The sequence below is a fragment of the Mesorhizobium marinum genome (assembly GCF_040813675.1).
GTDB classification, from domain to species: Bacteria; Pseudomonadota; Alphaproteobacteria; order Rhizobiales; family Rhizobiaceae; genus Mesorhizobium_K; species Mesorhizobium_K marinum.
In genome coordinates, this window is the sequence record NZ_JBFOCI010000004.1 from 388,771 (window position 1) to 404,542 (window position 15,772).

The following is a 15,772-nucleotide window of genomic DNA, read 5'->3' on the forward strand; positions in this document are numbered from 1 at the left end:
AAGCCGGATCGGGCGTCGGCGCGGCAACCGGCCGCGTTCCGCCACAAGGCCGCGCGGATCAGTTCAGGCCGCGGTCCCGTCCGCGGCGATAGCCTTGAAGACCGCCACGCCGGCCGCCAGGTCCTCGAGCGCCGCTCCAACCGACTTGAACAGCGTGATCTCCTCGGCACCGGCACGGCCAGCCTTCTCGCCGCGAGCGAGTTCATGCAGGTCGGCGACGATCTGGTCCGACCGCAACAGACCGCTTGCAAGCGGCTGGACGATGTCGCCGGCCTCCTTGGTGGCGCCGGCCTGCGTATCGACATAGACGCGCGACCTGGCGATCGCATCGTCGTCGCTTTCGCGCATCGCGGGCGTGAACGCGCCGACGAGGTCGACATGCGTGCCCGTCTTGAGCAGCGCGCCCTTGATCAGCGGCGTCGTCGTGATGGTCGCGGCGGAGACGATGTCGGCCCAGCCCAGCGCGTCATCCAGGTCTTGGGCGACCGAGGCGTTGAGGCCTCCGGCCGACAGCTGGGACGCGACCGCTGCGGCATTCGCGGGCGTGCGGTTCCACACCCGGATCTCGCGGATCGGGCGAACCGCGGAATGCGCACGGGCGAGGAACGGTGAAAGCGCGCCGGCCCCGACCACGAGCAGCCTGGAGGCATCCTCGCGCGCCAGATAGCCGGCGGCAAGGGCGGACGCCGCGGCCGTGCGCCACAGGGTCAGTCGCGGCCCGTCGATGAGCGCCTTCGGCTCGCCGGTAACGCCGTCGAGCAGCAGGTAGATGCCCATGACAGCCGGCTTGCCGAGCGCGTTGTTGTCGGGCGAAACCGTGACGATCTTCACGCCGATATAGCCTTCGGCGCCGGCAGCGGCGGCGCCGAAGTCCGTCCATGCCGGCATCAGCAGCAGCGTGGAGGCGGCGCCCGCCAGGCGTTCGATCGAATGGTGGTGCCGGACGGGCTGGATCGCGCCGGAGCGGAATGCAGCACGCAGCGTCTCCACCAGACCGGGAAAGTTCAGGGCGCGGTCGACGTCATCGGCGGAAATGTTCAGCATCAGTTTTGCGGCTGTTCGGGGCGTGGGAGTTGAGGATGCGCAGGTGCGCGCGCCGCTGCCTGCTTCAGCGTTTCGGCCTCCTGCCCGCGCAGCCGGGCCAGCCGGCGATAACGGCCCTGCTTCCACCACGTCGTCAGGCTGCCGACGACCATGCCGGCGACGACCGCCGCGAACAGCAGAACGAACAGCGGCATCTGCCAGGTCAGCGCCGGATTGCCCGGATTGAACGGATCGACGGTGAACGAAACGACGCCGCGGTTCGCGACGGCGAGCGCCACCAGGATGATGGCAAGCGGCACAAACACCGCGATCAGCACGAATCGGTTGAGCATGCGAAGGTCCGTTGTCGGCGTTACTTGTCGCCGTTCAGCCTTTCCCGGAGTTCCTTGCCGGTCTTGAAGAACGGCACCCACTTTTCCTCGACATCGACCGATTCCCCGGTGCGCGGGTTGCGGCCCGTTCGTGCCGGACGATTCTTCACGGAGAACGCGCCGAAGCCGCGCAACTCGACCCTGTTACCGTCGGCCAGAGCGTCGGTGATCTCTTCGAAGATGGCGCTGACGATGTTCTCGACATCCCTCAGGAACAGATGCGGATTGCGCGAGGCGATGATCTGCACGAGTTCGGATTTTATCATGAGCCGGTCCCCGTCAATTTGTAGACTGTCGAGCTATCGCTGGATTATGCAAATGATTTTATTGTATTTTTCAGTCGCCCCACACGGCTTTGTCAGGTTGCCAGACCGACAGCAGACCGTCAAGGAACATGCGCTCTCCGCCAAGTTCCCTGATGAGCGTCGCTCCGCCGTCCGGCAGCCCGACGATACGGACGAGCGCCGCCGCCAGGGCCTGGGACGAGGGCAGCCAGCCGCTTCCCTTGGCTTTCCATTCGACGATCTCGAGGTCGGCGTCCACCCCTTTCGTCACCAGCCATGCCTTCGCCTGATCCTCGCCGCCGAGTTCGTCAACGAGTTTCTTCTGCAGGGCCTGGCGGCCGGTGAAGACCGAACCGTCGGCGACGGCCGCGACCTCGCTTCGGGTCATCGGACGGCGTTCGTCGACCAGGCCGACAAACCAGTCGTAGCTGTCGAGGATCATCGAGCGGATCATCGCGCGTTCCTCCTCGGTGGTCGGGTTGAACGGCGAAGGTTCCGCCTTGAGCGGAGAGGACTTGACCTCCTCGAGCTTGATCCCGAGCTTCTCCATGAGCCCCGTCACGTCGGGAAACTGGACCAGCACGCCGATAGACCCGACGATGGAGGACTGGCGCGCGACGATATGGTCGCTGGCACTGGCGATCATGTAGCCAGCCGACGCCGCCAGCGTGCCCACCTGCGCGACCACCGGCTTGTCGGCGGCCAGCTTGCGGACGGCATCGAAGATGGCCTCGCCGCCTGCGGTGGTTCCGCCCGGCGAATCGATCGACAGGATCACCCCCTCTACAGCGGACGACTTGCGCACCGCCTCCAGCCGCTCAAGCAGTTCCTCGTCTTCGGTGATCGTTCCTTCTATGCGCACCTTGGCGATATGCGCGGCCCGGGCGCCGGCGAAATCGCCGCCGACCATCCAGGTGGACGCGCCGACCAGCGCAAGCGCCGCGACCGCGAAGGCGGCTATGCGCCAGAAGGTGAGCTTTCGCCTGAGGCGTCGGCGGTCGATCAGGTCGTCGGCGCGCGGGGCCATGGCGTTCTCCTGTTCCGGCGGAAACCGGAGCGTTTTAGAGCATGACCGGGCCGCTCGCTACCCGGTTTGTCCGATGCGGCGGTGCGGCTTATGGGTCGTGCCGATGCGGTTTGGTCTGGTCAAACTTCCCAAAATAACCATATTGGGGTGCAATTCGCGTCTGTGTAAGATTTCGTGATGAGGCGGAGCGGCCGCGCGGGATCGCCACGACGACAAGGGTCCGGCCCATGGGGCGAGAGCGGTCGGGCACATTCAGATTGTTTGGGGTTGTCCGGCGAACCGCCCGGGCACTCCATGGCTTGGCGAACGGAAGGCGAGCGCGTTGGCGCGACCAGTCGGACGATCCGATATTCAGGCGGGATTTGCCATCGCGACGGGCGCCGACGCGGCCGGTTCGCGCGCGGCTGCCTTCAGCCGCGCCGAGCGCCACTCCCGGCGCGTTCGCCGCCTCAAGGTTCTCCTGCCCGCGCTGGCACTGCTCATCTCGGGCGGCTTCATCGCCTACGGCATTGCAAAGAAGCCGGCCTCGATCGCCATCGACACCGAGCAGTCGGACATCGCCGAAGGCAAGCTGGTGATGGACAGCCCGAAGCTGGAGGGCTTCACCAAGGACGGACGCGCCTATTCGGTGACCGCTACACGGGCGACGCAGGATTTCGACGCCCAGGACATCATCAACCTCGACGGGATCGACGCCAAGATGCCGGTCGAGGAGGCCAACTGGGCGCGGGTAGAAGCGACCAGCGGCGTCTATGACCGGACTGCCAACACTCTGGACGTGCAGACCGACATCCTCGTCACCACCACGGACGGCCTGGTGGCAAAGCTGAAATCGGCCTACCTGGACATCAACGGCGGCAGCCTGAAGAGCTCCACGCCGGTCGAGATCCAGGCGCATGGTTCACGCATCCGGGCGGACGGCATGAGCGTCCTCGAAAACGGCAAGCGGGTCATTTTCGAAACCCGCGTAAAGGTGTACATCGATCCGGTCCAGTTGAAGGCAGCGCAGGCGGCGAGGAGTGAAGCGAATGCGTCGAATTAGGTCCGTTGCAGCTTTGTCCGCGGTCGCCCTGAGCCTCGTCAGCGCCCATGCCCTGGCCCAGAGCGCGGTCGAGAGCCGGCTGACGGGCCTGCGCCTCAACGGCAGCGAGCCGATCGAGATCGAAAGCGACAAGCTTGAGGTGCGCGAAGCCGAGAACAAGGCGATCTTCACCGGCAATGTCAGCGTCACGCAGGGACCGACGATCCTGAAGTCCGGCGTGATGACGGTCTTCTACGCCAAGGACGGCGGCTCGGCCGCGACCGGATCGTCCAACATCGACCGCCTCGAAGTCGACGGCAAGGTCTATGTCAGGTCGGCCAACCAGATCGCGACCGGCGACAGGGGCGTGTTCGACATGAAGACGGAAGTCCTCGTGCTGTCGGGCGGCGAGGTCGTCCTGTCGGAGGGTAACAACGTCCTTCGCGGCTGCAAGCTGACGGTGCAGATGAAGTCGGGCCGCGCCCAGGTTGACGGTTGCTCGAAGGGCAGCGGAAGCGGCCGCGTCCAGATGAAGCTCGATCCGTCGTCACGGCAGTAATGGCGCAAAAGCCTTCGCTATTGTCGCGCCTCTTCGGGCGGGGCCAGTTGGCCGCGCCCGCGGTCAAGCGCAGCGAGATCGCCGCATTCAAGGGCACGCTGATCGCCAAGGGCCTGGCCAAGAGCTACAAGAGCCGGCGCGTGGTCAACGGCGTGTCGCTGGGCGTCAGGGCCGGCGAGGCCGTCGGCCTGCTCGGCCCCAACGGCGCCGGCAAGACAACCTGCTTCTACATGGTGACGGGACTGGTGCCGGTCGACCAGGGTACGATCGAGATCGACGGTTATGACGTCACCGCGATGCCGATGTACCGTCGCGCGCGTCTAGGCATCGGCTACCTGCCCCAGGAATCCTCGATCTTCCGCGGACTGACTGTCGAGCAGAACATCCGCGCCGTGCTCGAAGTGGTCGAAAAGAGCCGCAAGCAGCGCGACCGCGACCTCGACGCTCTGCTCGACGAATTCCACATCTCGCATCTGCGCAAATCCCCCTCGCTGGCGCTGTCGGGCGGCGAGCGGCGACGGCTGGAGATCGCGCGCGCGCTCGCCAGCCGGCCGAACTACATGCTGCTCGACGAGCCCTTCGCCGGCATCGACCCGATCGCGGTCGCCGACATACAGCAGCTCGTCCGGCACCTCACCCAGCGTGGAATCGGCGTCCTGATCACCGACCACAATGTGCGCGAGACGCTCGGCCTGATCGACCGCGCCTACATCATTCACGCCGGCGAAGTGCTTACGCACGGCCAGGCGGACGAGATCGTCGCCAACCCGGATGTGCGCCGGCTCTATCTCGGGGAGAGCTTCACGCTCTGACGCCCGCTGCCGCAACGGCAGGCGAACACTTCTCCGTTAAACGCTTGACAAGCAAAAGCCGGGCCACTTTTTATTGCCGCCAGGAACCGTGGCCGTGTATTGCGCCACGGGCGCGTAGCGGGGCAATCGAGTCGGCATGGGCCTGACCGCCAAACTCCAGTTGAGGCAGTCGCAATCGCTTGTGATGACGCCGCAGCTGATGCAGTCGATCAAGCTGCTTCAGTTCACCCATGCCGAACTGGAGCGTTTCGTCGACGAAGAGATCGAGCGCAACCCCTTGCTCGACCGCGCCGAGCCGCGCGACGATGCGGCGACCGACCAGGTGCAGAAGCAGCAGGACCTCGCCGAGGCCGCATCGGCGGGAGACTGGATCGAGGCCGAGGGCGCCTGGACCGCGGAGGCGATGTCCGACAAGCTGGACAGCTCGCTGGAGAATGTCTTCCCCGACGATCCCGGCCGATCCGAGCGGCTCGGCCCGGACCTGACCGCGCAATGGAAGTCGGCGGGTGCCGGCGCGATGCCGGCCGAAGGCTTCGACATGGACGACATGGCGGCAGGAGCGATCAGCCTGCGCGACCATGTCGGAGAGCAGATCTCATTCGCGCTTGCCGATCCCGCCCGGCGGCTGATCGCCAGGGAACTCGCCGAAAACCTCGACGACGACGGCTACATGCGGGCCGACCTCGACGAGATCGCGGCCCGGCTCGGCGCGTCAGGCGAGGACGTCGCCGACGTTCTGGCGGTCTGCCAGACCTTCGAGCCCGCCGGCCTGTTCGCCCGCGACCTCGCGCAATGCCTGTCGCTGCAACTGGCCCAGCGCGACCGGCTGGATCCCGCGATGCAGGCGCTTCTTGAAAACCTCGACCTCTTGGCTCGCCGCGATTTTGCGTCGCTGAGGCGCATCTGCGGCGTCGAGGAAGAGGACCTGCTCGACATGCTGGCGGAAATCCGCGCGCTCGACCCGAGGCCGGGCACGCGTTTCGTCGGCGGCAATGCCGACGCGATCGTGGCCGACGTCGAAGTGCGGGCGGCCGGCGACGGCAGCTGGACGGTGGAGCTCAATCCCGAAACGCTGCCACGGGTCCTCGTCGATCACATTTATTTCGCGCAGGTGACGAGCCACGCAAAGGACCAGACCGAGCGAGACTTCCTGTCCGAATGCCTGCAGAACGCGAACTGGCTCACCCGCAGCCTCGACCAGCGGGCAAAAACGATCCTGAAGGTCGCAAGCGAGATCGTCCGCCAGCAGGACGCCTTTCTCGCCCACGGGGTGCGGCATCTGAGGCCGCTGAACTTGCGCACCGTGGCCGACGCGATCGGCATGCACGAATCCACCGTCAGCCGCGTCACTGCCAACAAGTACATGCTGACGCCGCGTGGGGTCTTCGAGCTGCGCTACTTCTTCACCGCCTCGATCGCCGCGGCGGGCGGCGGCGAAGCGCATTCGTCCGAGGCGGTGCGCGACCGCATCCGCGAGATGATCGACGGCGAGAAGCCGGCCGACGTGCTTTCAGACGACGTGATTGTGGATATGCTGAGGAAAAGCGGTGTCGATATTGCCCGGAGAACGGTCGCCAAGTACCGGGAAAGCATGAACATTCCCTCGTCGGTGCAACGCCGGCGGGAGAAGCGCGCAAGGGTATCCGCCGGCCGCTGAAATACCGCCTTGCGGGCGCCTTTCTGGCGCTTGATTGACAATTCCCGGCGAAGTGACTAGAAGCCCGCCCGCAAGGAACGGGCTGCAGGCCCGCCTGCCCAGCACCGTCGGGAGACGGCTTGTGATCAACCGAAAAGTTCAAACCGGAATTCGGCCCTGAGGCCGCTGCCAAGCTTGTGCCTGACGGCCACGGGTATACACTCACGGATATCCAGTGTCTGAACAGGGAAGGTCAATAAGAAGATGAGCCTGCGGATATCGGGAAAGCACATGGAGATCGGCGAAGCGTTTCGTACCCGGATACAGGGGCGGATCGACGAGACCATCGCCAAATATTTCGACGGCGGTTTTTCGGGTCACGTGACGGTCGAGAAGTCGGGGCCGCGATTCTCCGCCGATTGCGTCATCTTTCTCGATACGGGCATGAGCCTGCAGGCGGGCGGCCAGGCCTACGATCCGCAGGCGGCGTTCGAGGCCGCGTCCGACCGCATCGAAACGCGCCTGAGGCGCTACAAGCGCAAGCTGCGATCCTATGAGGGAGCACCTGCCGGCGGCAACGTCGACGTCGCCTACCGCGTCATGGCGCCTGCAGCCGAGGAGATCGAAGAGGTGCCGGAGGACTTCGCTCCGGCCATCGTCGCCGAATCGACGGTCTCGCTGACCACGATGTCGGTCGCGCGCGCCATCGTCGAACTCGACATCAAGGACAGCCCGGTCTTCGTCTTCCGCAACGCCGGCAACGACCAGATCAACATCGTCTACCGCCGTTCCGACGGCAACATCGGCTGGATCGACCCATCCGCAGCCATGACAGCCTGAGGCAAACAGCATCGCCCGATCCGCTCCAGCGAAAAATGGCGGCGGCGCCGGGCGAAGCACAAGGATTTATTGGAAATGGATCTCAGCGATCTCATCGACGTGCCGGCGATCATGCCGACGCTCAAGGCGAATTCGAAGAAGCAGCTGCTTCAGATTCTCGCTGAACGGGCCGCGTCGATAACCGGCATTCCCGAGCGTGAAATCTTCGATACTGTCCTGCAGCGGGAACGGCTGGGCTCGACCGGCGTGGGCAACGGCATCGCGATACCGCACGGCAAGCTTTCCGGCGTGAAGCGCATCACCGGCGTCTTCGCCCGGCTCGATACGCCGGTCGATTTCGAGGCGCTGGACGACGAGCCAGTCGACCTCGTGTTCCTGCTCCTTGCCCCTGAAGGCGCCGGCGCCGACCACCTGAAGGCACTGTCGCGGATCGCCCGCGTGCTGCGCGACGGCGAGACGGTCGCCAAGGTGCGCGGCACGCACGATGCCACGGCCATCCACGCGCTGCTGTCGGACACCCAGGGCTCGAAGGCAGCCTGATTCGAACCGGTCCAAACAAAAAGGGCGGCCATGCCGCCCTTTTTTCGTTTCAGTGGATGCTCACCGGGGTGAGGTCGTTCTCGAACGCGCTGGCGATCGCGCGGTCGCGCTCATCGGACAGGAGGATCGGCTGCCCGTTGGCCGCGAACAGCGCCCAGAGCTTTGCGTCTGGCGCGATGCGCGGCAATCCGGGGAACTTGCCATTCAGTTCCTCGCCGCCCATCTCGCGCAGATAGGCGACGGTGCCTTCGCCCAGATGGGCGAGGTCCGCTTCGGTGAAGGTGTGGGTTTCGTCGTTCCTGGTCATGTCAGCCTCCTGAGCACGGGGCGTCCCTTCGGACCAACCCGCCATAGAGCCAATTGTCCGGTTCATCGCCGGGAGCGCATTTCGGGCGGGACTGCGGTCAGTCTTTCACCGAAATGTTTATTTTCCGTACGAGTTTTTCAGGCTCGGGACGATCGAGGTCGATCGCAAGCAGGCCGTTCCTCAGCTCAGCGCCGGTCACGCGCATGCCGTCGGCGAGCACGAAGCAGCGCTGGAACTGCCGGGCGGCAATGCCGCGGTGCAAGTATTCCCGTTCCGCCTCGTCGGCCTGGCGACCGCGCACCACGAGTTGGTTCTCCTCGGTGGTGACTTCGAGATCGTTCTCCGCGAAACCCGCCACGGCAAGCGTGATCCGCAGCCTTTCGGCGGCTCCGTCGACGCTCCGGAGGCGCTCGATGTTGTAGGGCGGATACGAATCGCCTGTTTTCGCCAGACGTTCCAGCGTCTTTTCCATGGCGTCGAACCCAAGCAGCAACGGGCTCGAAAATGGCGTCATACGGCTCATGCAACACTGTCCTCTACGAGCGACATATAAGGGAAAAACCCGGATGGCATCTTTCCCGCTGTTGCTGATATGGTCCGCGCCGCCAGCGAGTTCAAGAGTTTGCGCCGGACTGTTTCCGGCGCCGTCCAAGGAAAAGAAATGCCTGAAATCAGAAAGATAATCATCGATACCGATCCCGGCCAGGACGACGCCGTGGCCATCCTGCTCGCACTGGCGAGCCCGGAACTCGACGTGCTCGCGATCACCGCTGTGGCCGGCAACGTGCCGCTGTCGCTGACCGAGAAGAACGCCCGCAAGATCTGCGAACTGGCCGGCAAGCCGAACACGAAGGTCTTTGCCGGCGCGATCCGCCCGATGGTGCGCACGCTGGTGACCGCCGAAAACGTGCATGGCAAGACCGGCCTCGACGGGCCGGACCTGGCGGAGCCGACGATGCCGCTGCAAGACGGACATGCCGTCGACTACATCGTCGAGACGCTGATGCGCGAGGAAGCCGGCTCGGTGACGCTGTGCGCGCTCGGGCCGCTGACCAACATCGCAATGGCGCTCGTGCGCGAGCCGAGGATCGCGCCACGCATCCGCGAGATCGTCCTGATGGGCGGAGGCTTCTTCGAGGGCGGCAACGTCACCCCGGCCGCCGAGTTCAATATCTATGTCGACCCACACGCGGCCGAAGTCGTCCTGAAGTCCGGCATCCCCGTCGTGATGGTGCCGCTCGACTGCACGCACCAGGCCTTGACGACGGCTGCCCGCGTCGCCGCCTTCCGCGCGTTGGGCACCCGGCCCGGCATTGCCGTCGCCGAGATGCTCGAGTTCTTCGAGCGCTTCGACGAGAGCAAGTACGGCACTGACGGCGGCCCGCTGCACGATCCCTGCGTGATCGCCTACCTGCTCGATCCGACGCTGTTCTCGGGCCGCCACATCAACGTGACGGTCGAGACCGCATCCGAACTGACCATGGGCATGACGGTTGCAGACTGGTGGGGCGTCACCGCACGCGAGAAGAACGTTCAATACCTGCGCGACGTGAACCACGAGGCGTTCTTCGGGCTGCTCGTCGAGCGGATCGGCCGGCTCTAGGACGAACCGGCGCGAACCAGACCGCCAGGCAACGCGCTCAGCGCGGCGCGCGCTTGGCGAGGATGCGCTGCAGGGTGCGGCGGTGCATGTTGAGCCGCCGCGCCGTTTCCGAAACGTTGCGCTCGCACATCTCGTAGACCCGCTGGATGTGCTCCCAGCGCACGCGGTCGGCCGACATCGGGTTCTCGGGCGGCGCGGCGCGCTCGCCTGTTGTCCTCGTCAGCGCCGCGAAGATGTCGTCGGCGTCGGCCGGCTTCGAAAGATAATCGATCGCGCCGAGCTTCACGGCGGTGACCGCGGTCGCGATGTTGCCGTAGCCCGTAAGGATGACCGTGCGGGCGTCGTCGCGGCCGTCGCGGATCGCCGCCACGACATCGAGCCCGTTGCCGTCGCCGAGCCGCATGTCGACCACCGCATAGGCGGGCGGGCGGGCCCGAGCCTTGACCACCGCCTCCTCGACGCTCTCGGCCGTGTCGACGTCGAAACCGCGCCCCTCCATGGCCCGCGCCAGCCGGGTCAGGAACGGCTTGTCGTCATCGACGATCAGCAGCGAGGCGTCTCCGGAAATCTCGTGTGGTTCGTCAGCGGTCATCATCTCGTCTTTCTAACAGCTTGCCTGCGTCGTTTGGCCCCTCAAATATGACCGCTGGGCCATATTGTCCAATTATCGTCGCCGTCAGGCGGTGTCGAACATGGGTTCCGGCGCCTGCATCGGGGCTAGGAAGGCTTCGCGTGGCCAGGATACCTCGACGACGGCGCCCTCGCCCGGCGTGTTGGAGTTGCGGAAGGAAAGCGTCGCGCCCGAGCGCTCCAAAAGGGTCTTGGCGATGAACAGGCCGAGACCGAGACCGCCGCCGCGCTCTGCCCCTTGTCTCGTCGACATGTAAGGCTCGCCGATCCTGCTCGCGATTTCCGCGGGAAAGCCCGGCCCGTCGTCAACGATGGAGACAGCGACCAGATCGTCGCTCCAGCGCCAGCCGACAATGACCTCTTTCCTGGCGAAATCGACAGCGTTCTCGACGAGGTTGCCGAGCCCGTAGATGACGCCCGGGTTGCGTCGCCCGACCGGTTCCGCTCCATGCCGTTCGCCCGGCTGGAACCTGATCGAGATGCCGAAGTCGCGATGCGGCGCAGTGACCTCCTCGACCAGCGATGTCAGTGGCAGGCGGGCGAGATGCGCTTCGCCCTCGGTCGAGAGGCTGGTCAGCCGCTTCAGGATCTCGCGGCAGCGCTCCGACTGCGAGCGTAGGAGCCTGACGTCTTCGGCGTGAACGTGGTCGGAGCCGAGCGCGCGCTCCATCTCGCGGGCGACAAGGGCGATGGTCGCGAGCGGCGTGCCGAGTTCGTGAGCGGCGGCAGCTGCCAGTCCGTCGAGCGCGGAGAGATGCTGTTCGCGCTGCAGCACGAGTTCCGTCGCAGACAGCGCGTTGGCAAGCAGGCGCGCCTCTTCCGCCACGCGGAAGGCATAGATGCCGGTGAACGCGATCGATGACGATAGCGCGACCCACGATCCCGCCACGTAGATGAACGGCATGGCCAGTTCCGCACCGTCGTACCACGGCAGTGGCCGGTGGGAGAAGGCAAGCACCGTCGCCATCGCGATCACCATTGCGCCGAGCAGGGCCGTCATCCTTGCCGGCAGCGATGTTGCGGACACAACAACCGGAACCGTCATCAGAAGCGCGAACGGGTTGGTCAGCCCTCCCGTCATGTACAGCAGGCCAGCCAGCTGCAGCGCGTCGAAGGTCAGGATGCCGAAGGCGGCCGGTGGCGGCAGCCGGTGCGTGGAAGGGTACGCGATGGCCAGGTAGACGTTGAGCGCCGCCGAGCATGCGATCAGCGCGAAACAGACCACGACCGGCAAAGGGAAATCCAGGCCGTAGGAGACGATCAGGACGGTGACGCTCTGGCCGACGATGGCCAGCCAGCGCAGGCGCACCAGCGTGTTGAGGCGAAGTCGCTGGCTTTGGCCGAGGTGGGGCGCGTTTAGGTCCATCATGCTCACACTATAGTTGTTCGGCTCCGCGGGCGCTCGGTAATGTTCCGGCGCGAGGCGGCTGGGATCTATCTCGGCCGCGGCTTGGCGCGGGCGGTGGCCTCGGCCGCAAGCGGATCGTCGGGCCATACATGCTTGGGATAGCGCCCGCGCATGTCCGCCCTGACATCCGCCCAAGAGCCGCGCCAGAAGCCGGGCAGGTCGCGCGTCTTCTGGATCGGCCGGTGAGCCGGAGACAGGAGCTCCAGTGCAAGCGGGACTTTACCGTTAGCGATCGAGGGATGGACGTCGAGGCCGAACAGCTCCTGGACGCGGATCGCCAGCACCGGCCATTCGCCCTCGTAGAGGATCGGCACCCGGCTTCCCGACGGCGCATCAAAATGCGTCGGCGCGAGCGAGGCGACCCTGCGCTGCAGGTCGTGCGGGACGAGCGACGTCAATGCGTCGCGCAGCGTGCCGGCGTCGATGCGGGCGAGCGATGCCTCGCCCCGCAGGAACGGCCGCAGCCAGTCGTCGAGCGTTGCGACGAGCGCCTCGTCGGAAACGTCCGGCCACGGCGCGCCGAGGCCGCGATGCAGCCAGGAGAGCCGCTGGCGCAGCGTCTCGGCTTCCTTCTGCCAGTCGATCAGGGAGAGACCATGCTGGCGGATCGCTTCGAGGATCGCCTCGTCGGCGTCAGCGCCTGTGGGAGCCGGAAGCATGCGCTCGGACAGCGTTATCGCGCCGAGCATGGCAGTTTCGCGCACCCGCACAGTGCGCTTCTGCCTATCGAAGGCTGTTGTGCGCCGCATCTCGATGCGGGATGCAAGGGCTGCGCGCACGTCGCCCTCGGAGACGGCCGCCGCGGAGGCGATGCGCGCGTTCTGGGCCTTGCCCTGCAGGTCGGTCACGACCAGAAACGTCTCGCCGGCAAGGGGATCGGCCGGATCGAGCTGCGCGCCGCTGCCGTTGGCGAGCACGAACCGCCCGCGCTCGCCGCGCGCCCGCGCGACGCGGTCGGGCCAGGCTTGCAGCAGAAGGGCGCCCGCCAGTTCGGGTGCGGATTGCTGCTCCTGCTGTCTGGAAGCCGCCTTGCCGGCCTGCGCCGCCAACCGCGCGGCCAGTCCCCTCGCCGCAACTGCCCTCGGCCCGCGATCCGAGCGAAACCGCGCCAGCCGGCGCTCGAGGTCGACGCCGTCGCCGCCAAGACCCCGCTCCGTGGCCAGAACGGCAAGTTCGGCCGCCGCCTGCGCCAAGCCGCGACCGGCTGCCTCGGCAACCATGTGCGCAAGGCGCGCCGGTAGCGCAAGCTCGCGCATTGCCTCGCCGGCGGCGGTCAGCCGGCCCGCTGCATCGACGGCGCCGAGCCCGACAAGCAGTGCCCGCGCCTCGGCGAGCGCCGGGGCCGGCGGCGGATCGAGGAAGCGCAGCGTTCCGGGATCAGCCACGCCGAAGGCCGAGCAGTCGAGCAGCAAACCCGACAGATCGGCCTGGAGAATTTCCGGCGGCGTGAAGGCTGGAAGCGCGGCCGTCTGCTCGGCGCGCCAGAGCCGGACCGCAACGCCCGGTTCGGTGCGGCCGGCACGGCCGGCCCGCTGGTCGGCGGACGCCCGCGATGCGCGGACGGTTTCCAGGCGGGTGAGGCCCGTCGCAGGCTCGTAGCGCGGCAGGCGCGACAGGCCGGAATCGATGACGACCCTGACGCCGTCGATGGTGATCGACGTTTCGGCGATCGACGTCGCCAGCACCACCTTGCGGCGACCCGCGGCCGCCGGCTTGATCGCGGCGTCCTGAGCCCTGGCGTCGAGCTGGCCGTAGAGGGGGACGACATCGCAGCTCTCAGGCAGCCAACCGGCCAGCCGCTCGGCCGTGCGTTCGATTTCGCGCTGACCCGGCAGGAAGGCGAGCACGCTCCCGGCTTCGGTCGCGATGGCCTCGCGGATCGCCTTTGCCATCGCATCCTCGACCGGCGTGCCACCCGGACGCTCGTCGTAGCGGATTTCGACCGGAAAGGCGCGGCCGGCGCTCTCGACGACCGGCGCGCCGTCGAGCAGCCTGGCCACGCGCGCGCCGTCCAGCGTCGCCGACATGACGAGCAGGCAAAGATCGGGCCGCAGCGCGCCCTGGACGTCGAGCGCCAGCGCCAAACCGAAATCGCCGTCGAGCGAGCGTTCGTGGAACTCGTCGAACAGCACCGCCGACACGCCCGGCAATTCGGGATCGTCGAGGATCATGCGCGACAGCACGCCCTCGGTGACCACCATGATCCTCGTTTTCGCCGACATCCGGCTTTCCATGCGCATGGCATAGCCGACGGTTCCGCCGGGCTCCTCGCCGAGCAGCGAAGCCATCCGGCGCGCGGCCGCGCGCGCCGCCAGCCGGCGTGGCTCGAGCAGCACGATCCTGCCCTCCAGCCAGGGCGCGTCGAGAAGGGCGAGCGGAACGAGTGTCGTCTTGCCGGCGCCCGGCGGGGCAACCAGCACGGCGCGCCGTTCCGCATCCAGCGCCGCAAGAATCGCGGGCAGGACTTCCGTGACGGGAAGGATCGGCAGCGGCGGCATCACGCGCGCCTTAGCAGGCAGGCTGGGCGCAGGGCAACCGGCTGCGGATGCGTCGCGGAGCCCGACTAGACGGGAACCTCCACCCACTGCCCGTCCTGGAACGAGCGCGCCATCGCGGCGATGGTGCGCTCGATCAGGATGCCTTCCTCGAAACCGATCGAGACGCTCGGCTGCGCCTGCATGCGGGCGATCAGCTGACGGCACTCGATGATCTTCAGATCGTTGAAGCCGAGATTGTGGCCGGCTGCGGGGATGAAGCGATCGTAGGGCGGGTGGTGAGGCGCGGTCAGCACCGTGCGGAAGCCCTGCTCCGTTGCGCGGTCCGAGGTAACGTAGAGCTGCAGTTCGTTCATTCGCTCCTGGTCATAGAGGATCGAGCCCTTGCCGCCGAATATCTGGATGGCGATGCGCCCCTTGCGGCCCCAGGCTGTGCGACTGACCGCGATGTAGCCCGATGCGCCGTTCTCCAGCCTCAGCATGATGGTCGCGATGTCAAACACCTCGACCTCGCGGTCTCCCTCGGGCGTCCTTCGGGTCGGGTATGGCTTCGCCATGTCGCACATTACCCGGGTGACACGGCCGAACAGCGTGTAGAGCAGCGACAGCGGATGCACGCCGAAATCGTCGAGCGCGCCCCAGCCGTTGACCGCCTCGTGGCGCTGCTGGAACGGCGCCTCCGGATCGGCAAGGAAATCCTCGTCCATCTCGATGCGGACATGGTTGACGGGGCCGATCACGCCCTCGTCCAGAAGTTTCCTTATGTGCCTGATCGCGGGATTCTGGATGTAGTTGTAGCCAAGCACGGCTGCCTTGCCAGAAGCGCGGGCGGAAGCCAGCATCGCCTCGGCCTCGGCGAGTTTGGGCGCCATCGGCTTTTCGCACCAGACATGCTTGCCGGCGGCGAGCGCGGCCGTTGCCATTTCCAGGTGGAACTTGTTCGGCGTGGTGATCGAGACGACGTCGACCTCCGGATCGGAAACCACGCGCTTCCAATCGCCGGACGCCTTCTCGAAACCGAATTCGGCGGCCTTCCTGTGCGCCAGTTCGTCATTGGCCTCGCCAAGGTGGAGAAGCCTGACCGGCGGCACGTCGCCGAACACGGGGCGTACCGAGTTCCAGGCGAGCGCATGGGCCTTACCCATGAACCCGGTGCCAATCAGACCGACATTGATGGATTTCAAGGAAGTAGCTC

17 protein-coding genes are annotated in these 15,772 nt (G+C 66.4%); 7 read left to right on the plus strand and 10 right to left on the minus strand.

Annotated elements, in window-relative coordinates:
* Positions 1-63: 63 nt before the first annotated feature.
* The 4 genes from lhpI to sppA form a co-directional block, all read right to left on the minus strand.
* Complete coding sequence (gene lhpI, locus ABUE31_RS15635) at positions 64-1,044, minus strand: bifunctional Delta(1)-pyrroline-2-carboxylate/Delta(1)-piperideine-2-carboxylate reductase (RefSeq protein WP_367724586.1); 981 nt, start codon at positions 1,042-1,044, stop codon at positions 64-66.
* Positions 1,044-1,376 carry a lipopolysaccharide assembly protein LapA domain-containing protein gene (locus ABUE31_RS15640; protein WP_367724587.1) on the minus strand — a complete coding sequence of 111 codons (333 nt, stop codon included), beginning with the start codon at positions 1,374-1,376 and terminating at the stop codon, positions 1,044-1,046. Before ABUE31_RS15640 ends, lhpI begins: the two co-directional genes overlap by 1 nt.
* Positions 1,377-1,396: 20 nt before the next feature.
* Positions 1,397-1,681 carry an integration host factor subunit beta gene (locus tag ABUE31_RS15645; protein WP_367724588.1) on the minus strand — a complete coding sequence of 95 codons (285 nt, stop codon included), beginning with the start codon at positions 1,679-1,681 and terminating at the stop codon, positions 1,397-1,399.
* 70 nt (positions 1,682-1,751) lie between these two features.
* Positions 1,752-2,726 (minus strand): signal peptide peptidase SppA, encoded by a 975-nt coding sequence (gene sppA, locus ABUE31_RS15650; protein ID WP_367724589.1) that lies wholly within the window; start codon positions 2,724-2,726, stop codon positions 1,752-1,754.
* Between the two features lie 322 nt (positions 2,727-3,048).
* Here sppA and lptC point away from each other — a divergent pair, with 322 nt between their 5' ends.
* The 6 genes from lptC to ptsN all read left to right on the plus strand — a co-directional run bounded on the left by lptC (position 3,049) and on the right by ptsN (position 8,134).
* Positions 3,049-3,768, plus strand: coding sequence for an LPS export ABC transporter periplasmic protein LptC (gene lptC, locus ABUE31_RS15655; RefSeq protein ID WP_367724590.1), 720 nt, complete (start codon positions 3,049-3,051; stop codon positions 3,766-3,768).
* Positions 3,755-4,306, plus strand: coding sequence for an LptA/OstA family protein (locus ABUE31_RS15660; protein ID WP_367724591.1), 552 nt, complete (start codon positions 3,755-3,757; stop codon positions 4,304-4,306). The genes lptC and ABUE31_RS15660 overlap by 14 nt, the downstream gene beginning before the upstream one ends.
* Positions 4,306-5,118 carry an LPS export ABC transporter ATP-binding protein gene (gene lptB, locus ABUE31_RS15665; RefSeq protein WP_367724592.1) on the plus strand — a complete coding sequence of 271 codons (813 nt, stop codon included), beginning with the start codon at positions 4,306-4,308 and terminating at the stop codon, positions 5,116-5,118. The genes ABUE31_RS15660 and lptB overlap by 1 nt, the downstream gene beginning before the upstream one ends.
* Positions 5,119-5,254: 136 nt before the next feature.
* Positions 5,255-6,775: an RNA polymerase factor sigma-54 gene (rpoN, locus tag ABUE31_RS15670; RefSeq protein ID WP_367724593.1), complete on the plus strand. Its 1,521-nt coding sequence runs from the start codon at positions 5,255-5,257 to the stop codon at positions 6,773-6,775.
* A gap of 243 nt (positions 6,776-7,018) precedes the next feature.
* On the plus strand, positions 7,019-7,594 hold the full coding sequence (hpf, locus tag ABUE31_RS15675) for a ribosome hibernation-promoting factor, HPF/YfiA family (RefSeq protein ID WP_367724594.1): 576 nt from the start codon (positions 7,019-7,021) through the stop codon (positions 7,592-7,594).
* Positions 7,595-7,669: 75 nt separating this feature from the next.
* A complete protein-coding gene (gene ptsN, locus ABUE31_RS15680; protein WP_367724595.1) occupies positions 7,670-8,134 on the plus strand; it encodes a PTS IIA-like nitrogen regulatory protein PtsN in 465 nt (154 codons plus the stop codon).
* Between the two features lie 49 nt (positions 8,135-8,183).
* Here ptsN and ABUE31_RS15685 read toward each other — a convergent pair whose 3' ends face one another.
* Both ABUE31_RS15685 and ABUE31_RS15690 read right to left on the minus strand, forming a co-directional pair.
* On the minus strand, positions 8,184-8,441 hold the full coding sequence (locus ABUE31_RS15685; RefSeq protein ID WP_367724596.1) for a BQ00720 family protein: 258 nt from the start codon (positions 8,439-8,441) through the stop codon (positions 8,184-8,186).
* Positions 8,442-8,538: 97 nt separating this feature from the next.
* Positions 8,539-8,964, minus strand: coding sequence for an Hsp20 family protein (locus ABUE31_RS15690; RefSeq protein ID WP_367724641.1), 426 nt, complete (start codon positions 8,962-8,964; stop codon positions 8,539-8,541).
* A 138-nt stretch (positions 8,965-9,102) separates the two neighbouring features.
* On the opposite strand from ABUE31_RS15690, the gene ABUE31_RS15695 reads away from it, so the two are divergent.
* Positions 9,103-10,044, plus strand: coding sequence for a nucleoside hydrolase (locus ABUE31_RS15695; protein ID WP_367724597.1), 942 nt, complete (start codon positions 9,103-9,105; stop codon positions 10,042-10,044).
* A gap of 37 nt (positions 10,045-10,081) precedes the next feature.
* Here the strand turns inward: ABUE31_RS15695 and ABUE31_RS15700 are convergent, their stop codons facing one another.
* The 4 genes from ABUE31_RS15700 to ABUE31_RS15715 all read right to left on the minus strand — a co-directional run bounded on the left by ABUE31_RS15700 (position 10,082) and on the right by ABUE31_RS15715 (position 15,761).
* Positions 10,082-10,636 carry an ActR/PrrA/RegA family redox response regulator transcription factor gene (locus ABUE31_RS15700; RefSeq protein ID WP_367724598.1) on the minus strand — a complete coding sequence of 185 codons (555 nt, stop codon included), beginning with the start codon at positions 10,634-10,636 and terminating at the stop codon, positions 10,082-10,084.
* A gap of 84 nt (positions 10,637-10,720) precedes the next feature.
* Entirely contained in the window at positions 10,721-12,040 is a 1,320-nt protein-coding gene (locus ABUE31_RS15705) for an ActS/PrrB/RegB family redox-sensitive histidine kinase (protein ID WP_437344131.1), read from the minus strand.
* Between the two features lie 68 nt (positions 12,041-12,108).
* The gene (gene hrpB / locus ABUE31_RS15710) at positions 12,109-14,580 is read right to left on the minus strand and encodes an ATP-dependent helicase HrpB (RefSeq protein WP_367724600.1); all 2,472 of its coding nucleotides are present in this window, start codon (positions 14,578-14,580) and stop codon (positions 12,109-12,111) included.
* A 65-nt stretch (positions 14,581-14,645) separates the two neighbouring features.
* Positions 14,646-15,761 carry a Gfo/Idh/MocA family protein gene (locus ABUE31_RS15715; RefSeq protein WP_367724601.1) on the minus strand — a complete coding sequence of 372 codons (1,116 nt, stop codon included), beginning with the start codon at positions 15,759-15,761 and terminating at the stop codon, positions 14,646-14,648.
* Between the last annotated feature and the right edge of the window lie 11 nt (positions 15,762-15,772).

Coding starts and splice junctions, on each gene's coding strand:
- ABUE31_RS15685 (WP_367724596.1), bottom strand. CDS start 8,441: ATGACCAGGAACGACGAAACCCACACCTTCACCGAAGCGGACCTCGCC.
- ABUE31_RS15700 (WP_367724598.1), bottom strand. CDS start 10,636: ATGACCGCTGACGAACCACACGAGATTTCCGGAGACGCCTCGCTGCTG.
- rpoN (WP_367724593.1), top strand. CDS start 5,255: ATGGGCCTGACCGCCAAACTCCAGTTGAGGCAGTCGCAATCGCTTGTG.
- ABUE31_RS15695 (WP_367724597.1), top strand. CDS start 9,103: ATGCCTGAAATCAGAAAGATAATCATCGATACCGATCCCGGCCAGGAC.
- ABUE31_RS15640 (WP_367724587.1), bottom strand. CDS start 1,376: ATGCTCAACCGATTCGTGCTGATCGCGGTGTTTGTGCCGCTTGCCATC.
- hpf (WP_367724594.1), top strand. CDS start 7,019: ATGAGCCTGCGGATATCGGGAAAGCACATGGAGATCGGCGAAGCGTTT.
- hrpB (WP_367724600.1), bottom strand. CDS start 14,580: ATGCCGCCGCTGCCGATCCTTCCCGTCACGGAAGTCCTGCCCGCGATT.
- ptsN (WP_367724595.1), top strand. CDS start 7,670: ATGGATCTCAGCGATCTCATCGACGTGCCGGCGATCATGCCGACGCTC.
- ABUE31_RS15690 (WP_367724641.1), bottom strand. CDS start 8,964: ATGAGCCGTATGACGCCATTTTCGAGCCCGTTGCTGCTTGGGTTCGAC.
- ABUE31_RS15705 (WP_437344131.1), bottom strand. CDS start 12,040: ATGGACCTAAACGCGCCCCACCTCGGCCAAAGCCAGCGACTTCGCCTC.
- sppA (WP_367724589.1), bottom strand. CDS start 2,726: ATGGCCCCGCGCGCCGACGACCTGATCGACCGCCGACGCCTCAGGCGA.
- ABUE31_RS15645 (WP_367724588.1), bottom strand. CDS start 1,681: ATGATAAAATCCGAACTCGTGCAGATCATCGCCTCGCGCAATCCGCAT.
- ABUE31_RS15660 (WP_367724591.1), top strand. CDS start 3,755: ATGCGTCGAATTAGGTCCGTTGCAGCTTTGTCCGCGGTCGCCCTGAGC.
- lhpI (WP_367724586.1), bottom strand. CDS start 1,044: ATGCTGAACATTTCCGCCGATGACGTCGACCGCGCCCTGAACTTTCCC.
- lptB (WP_367724592.1), top strand. CDS start 4,306: ATGGCGCAAAAGCCTTCGCTATTGTCGCGCCTCTTCGGGCGGGGCCAG.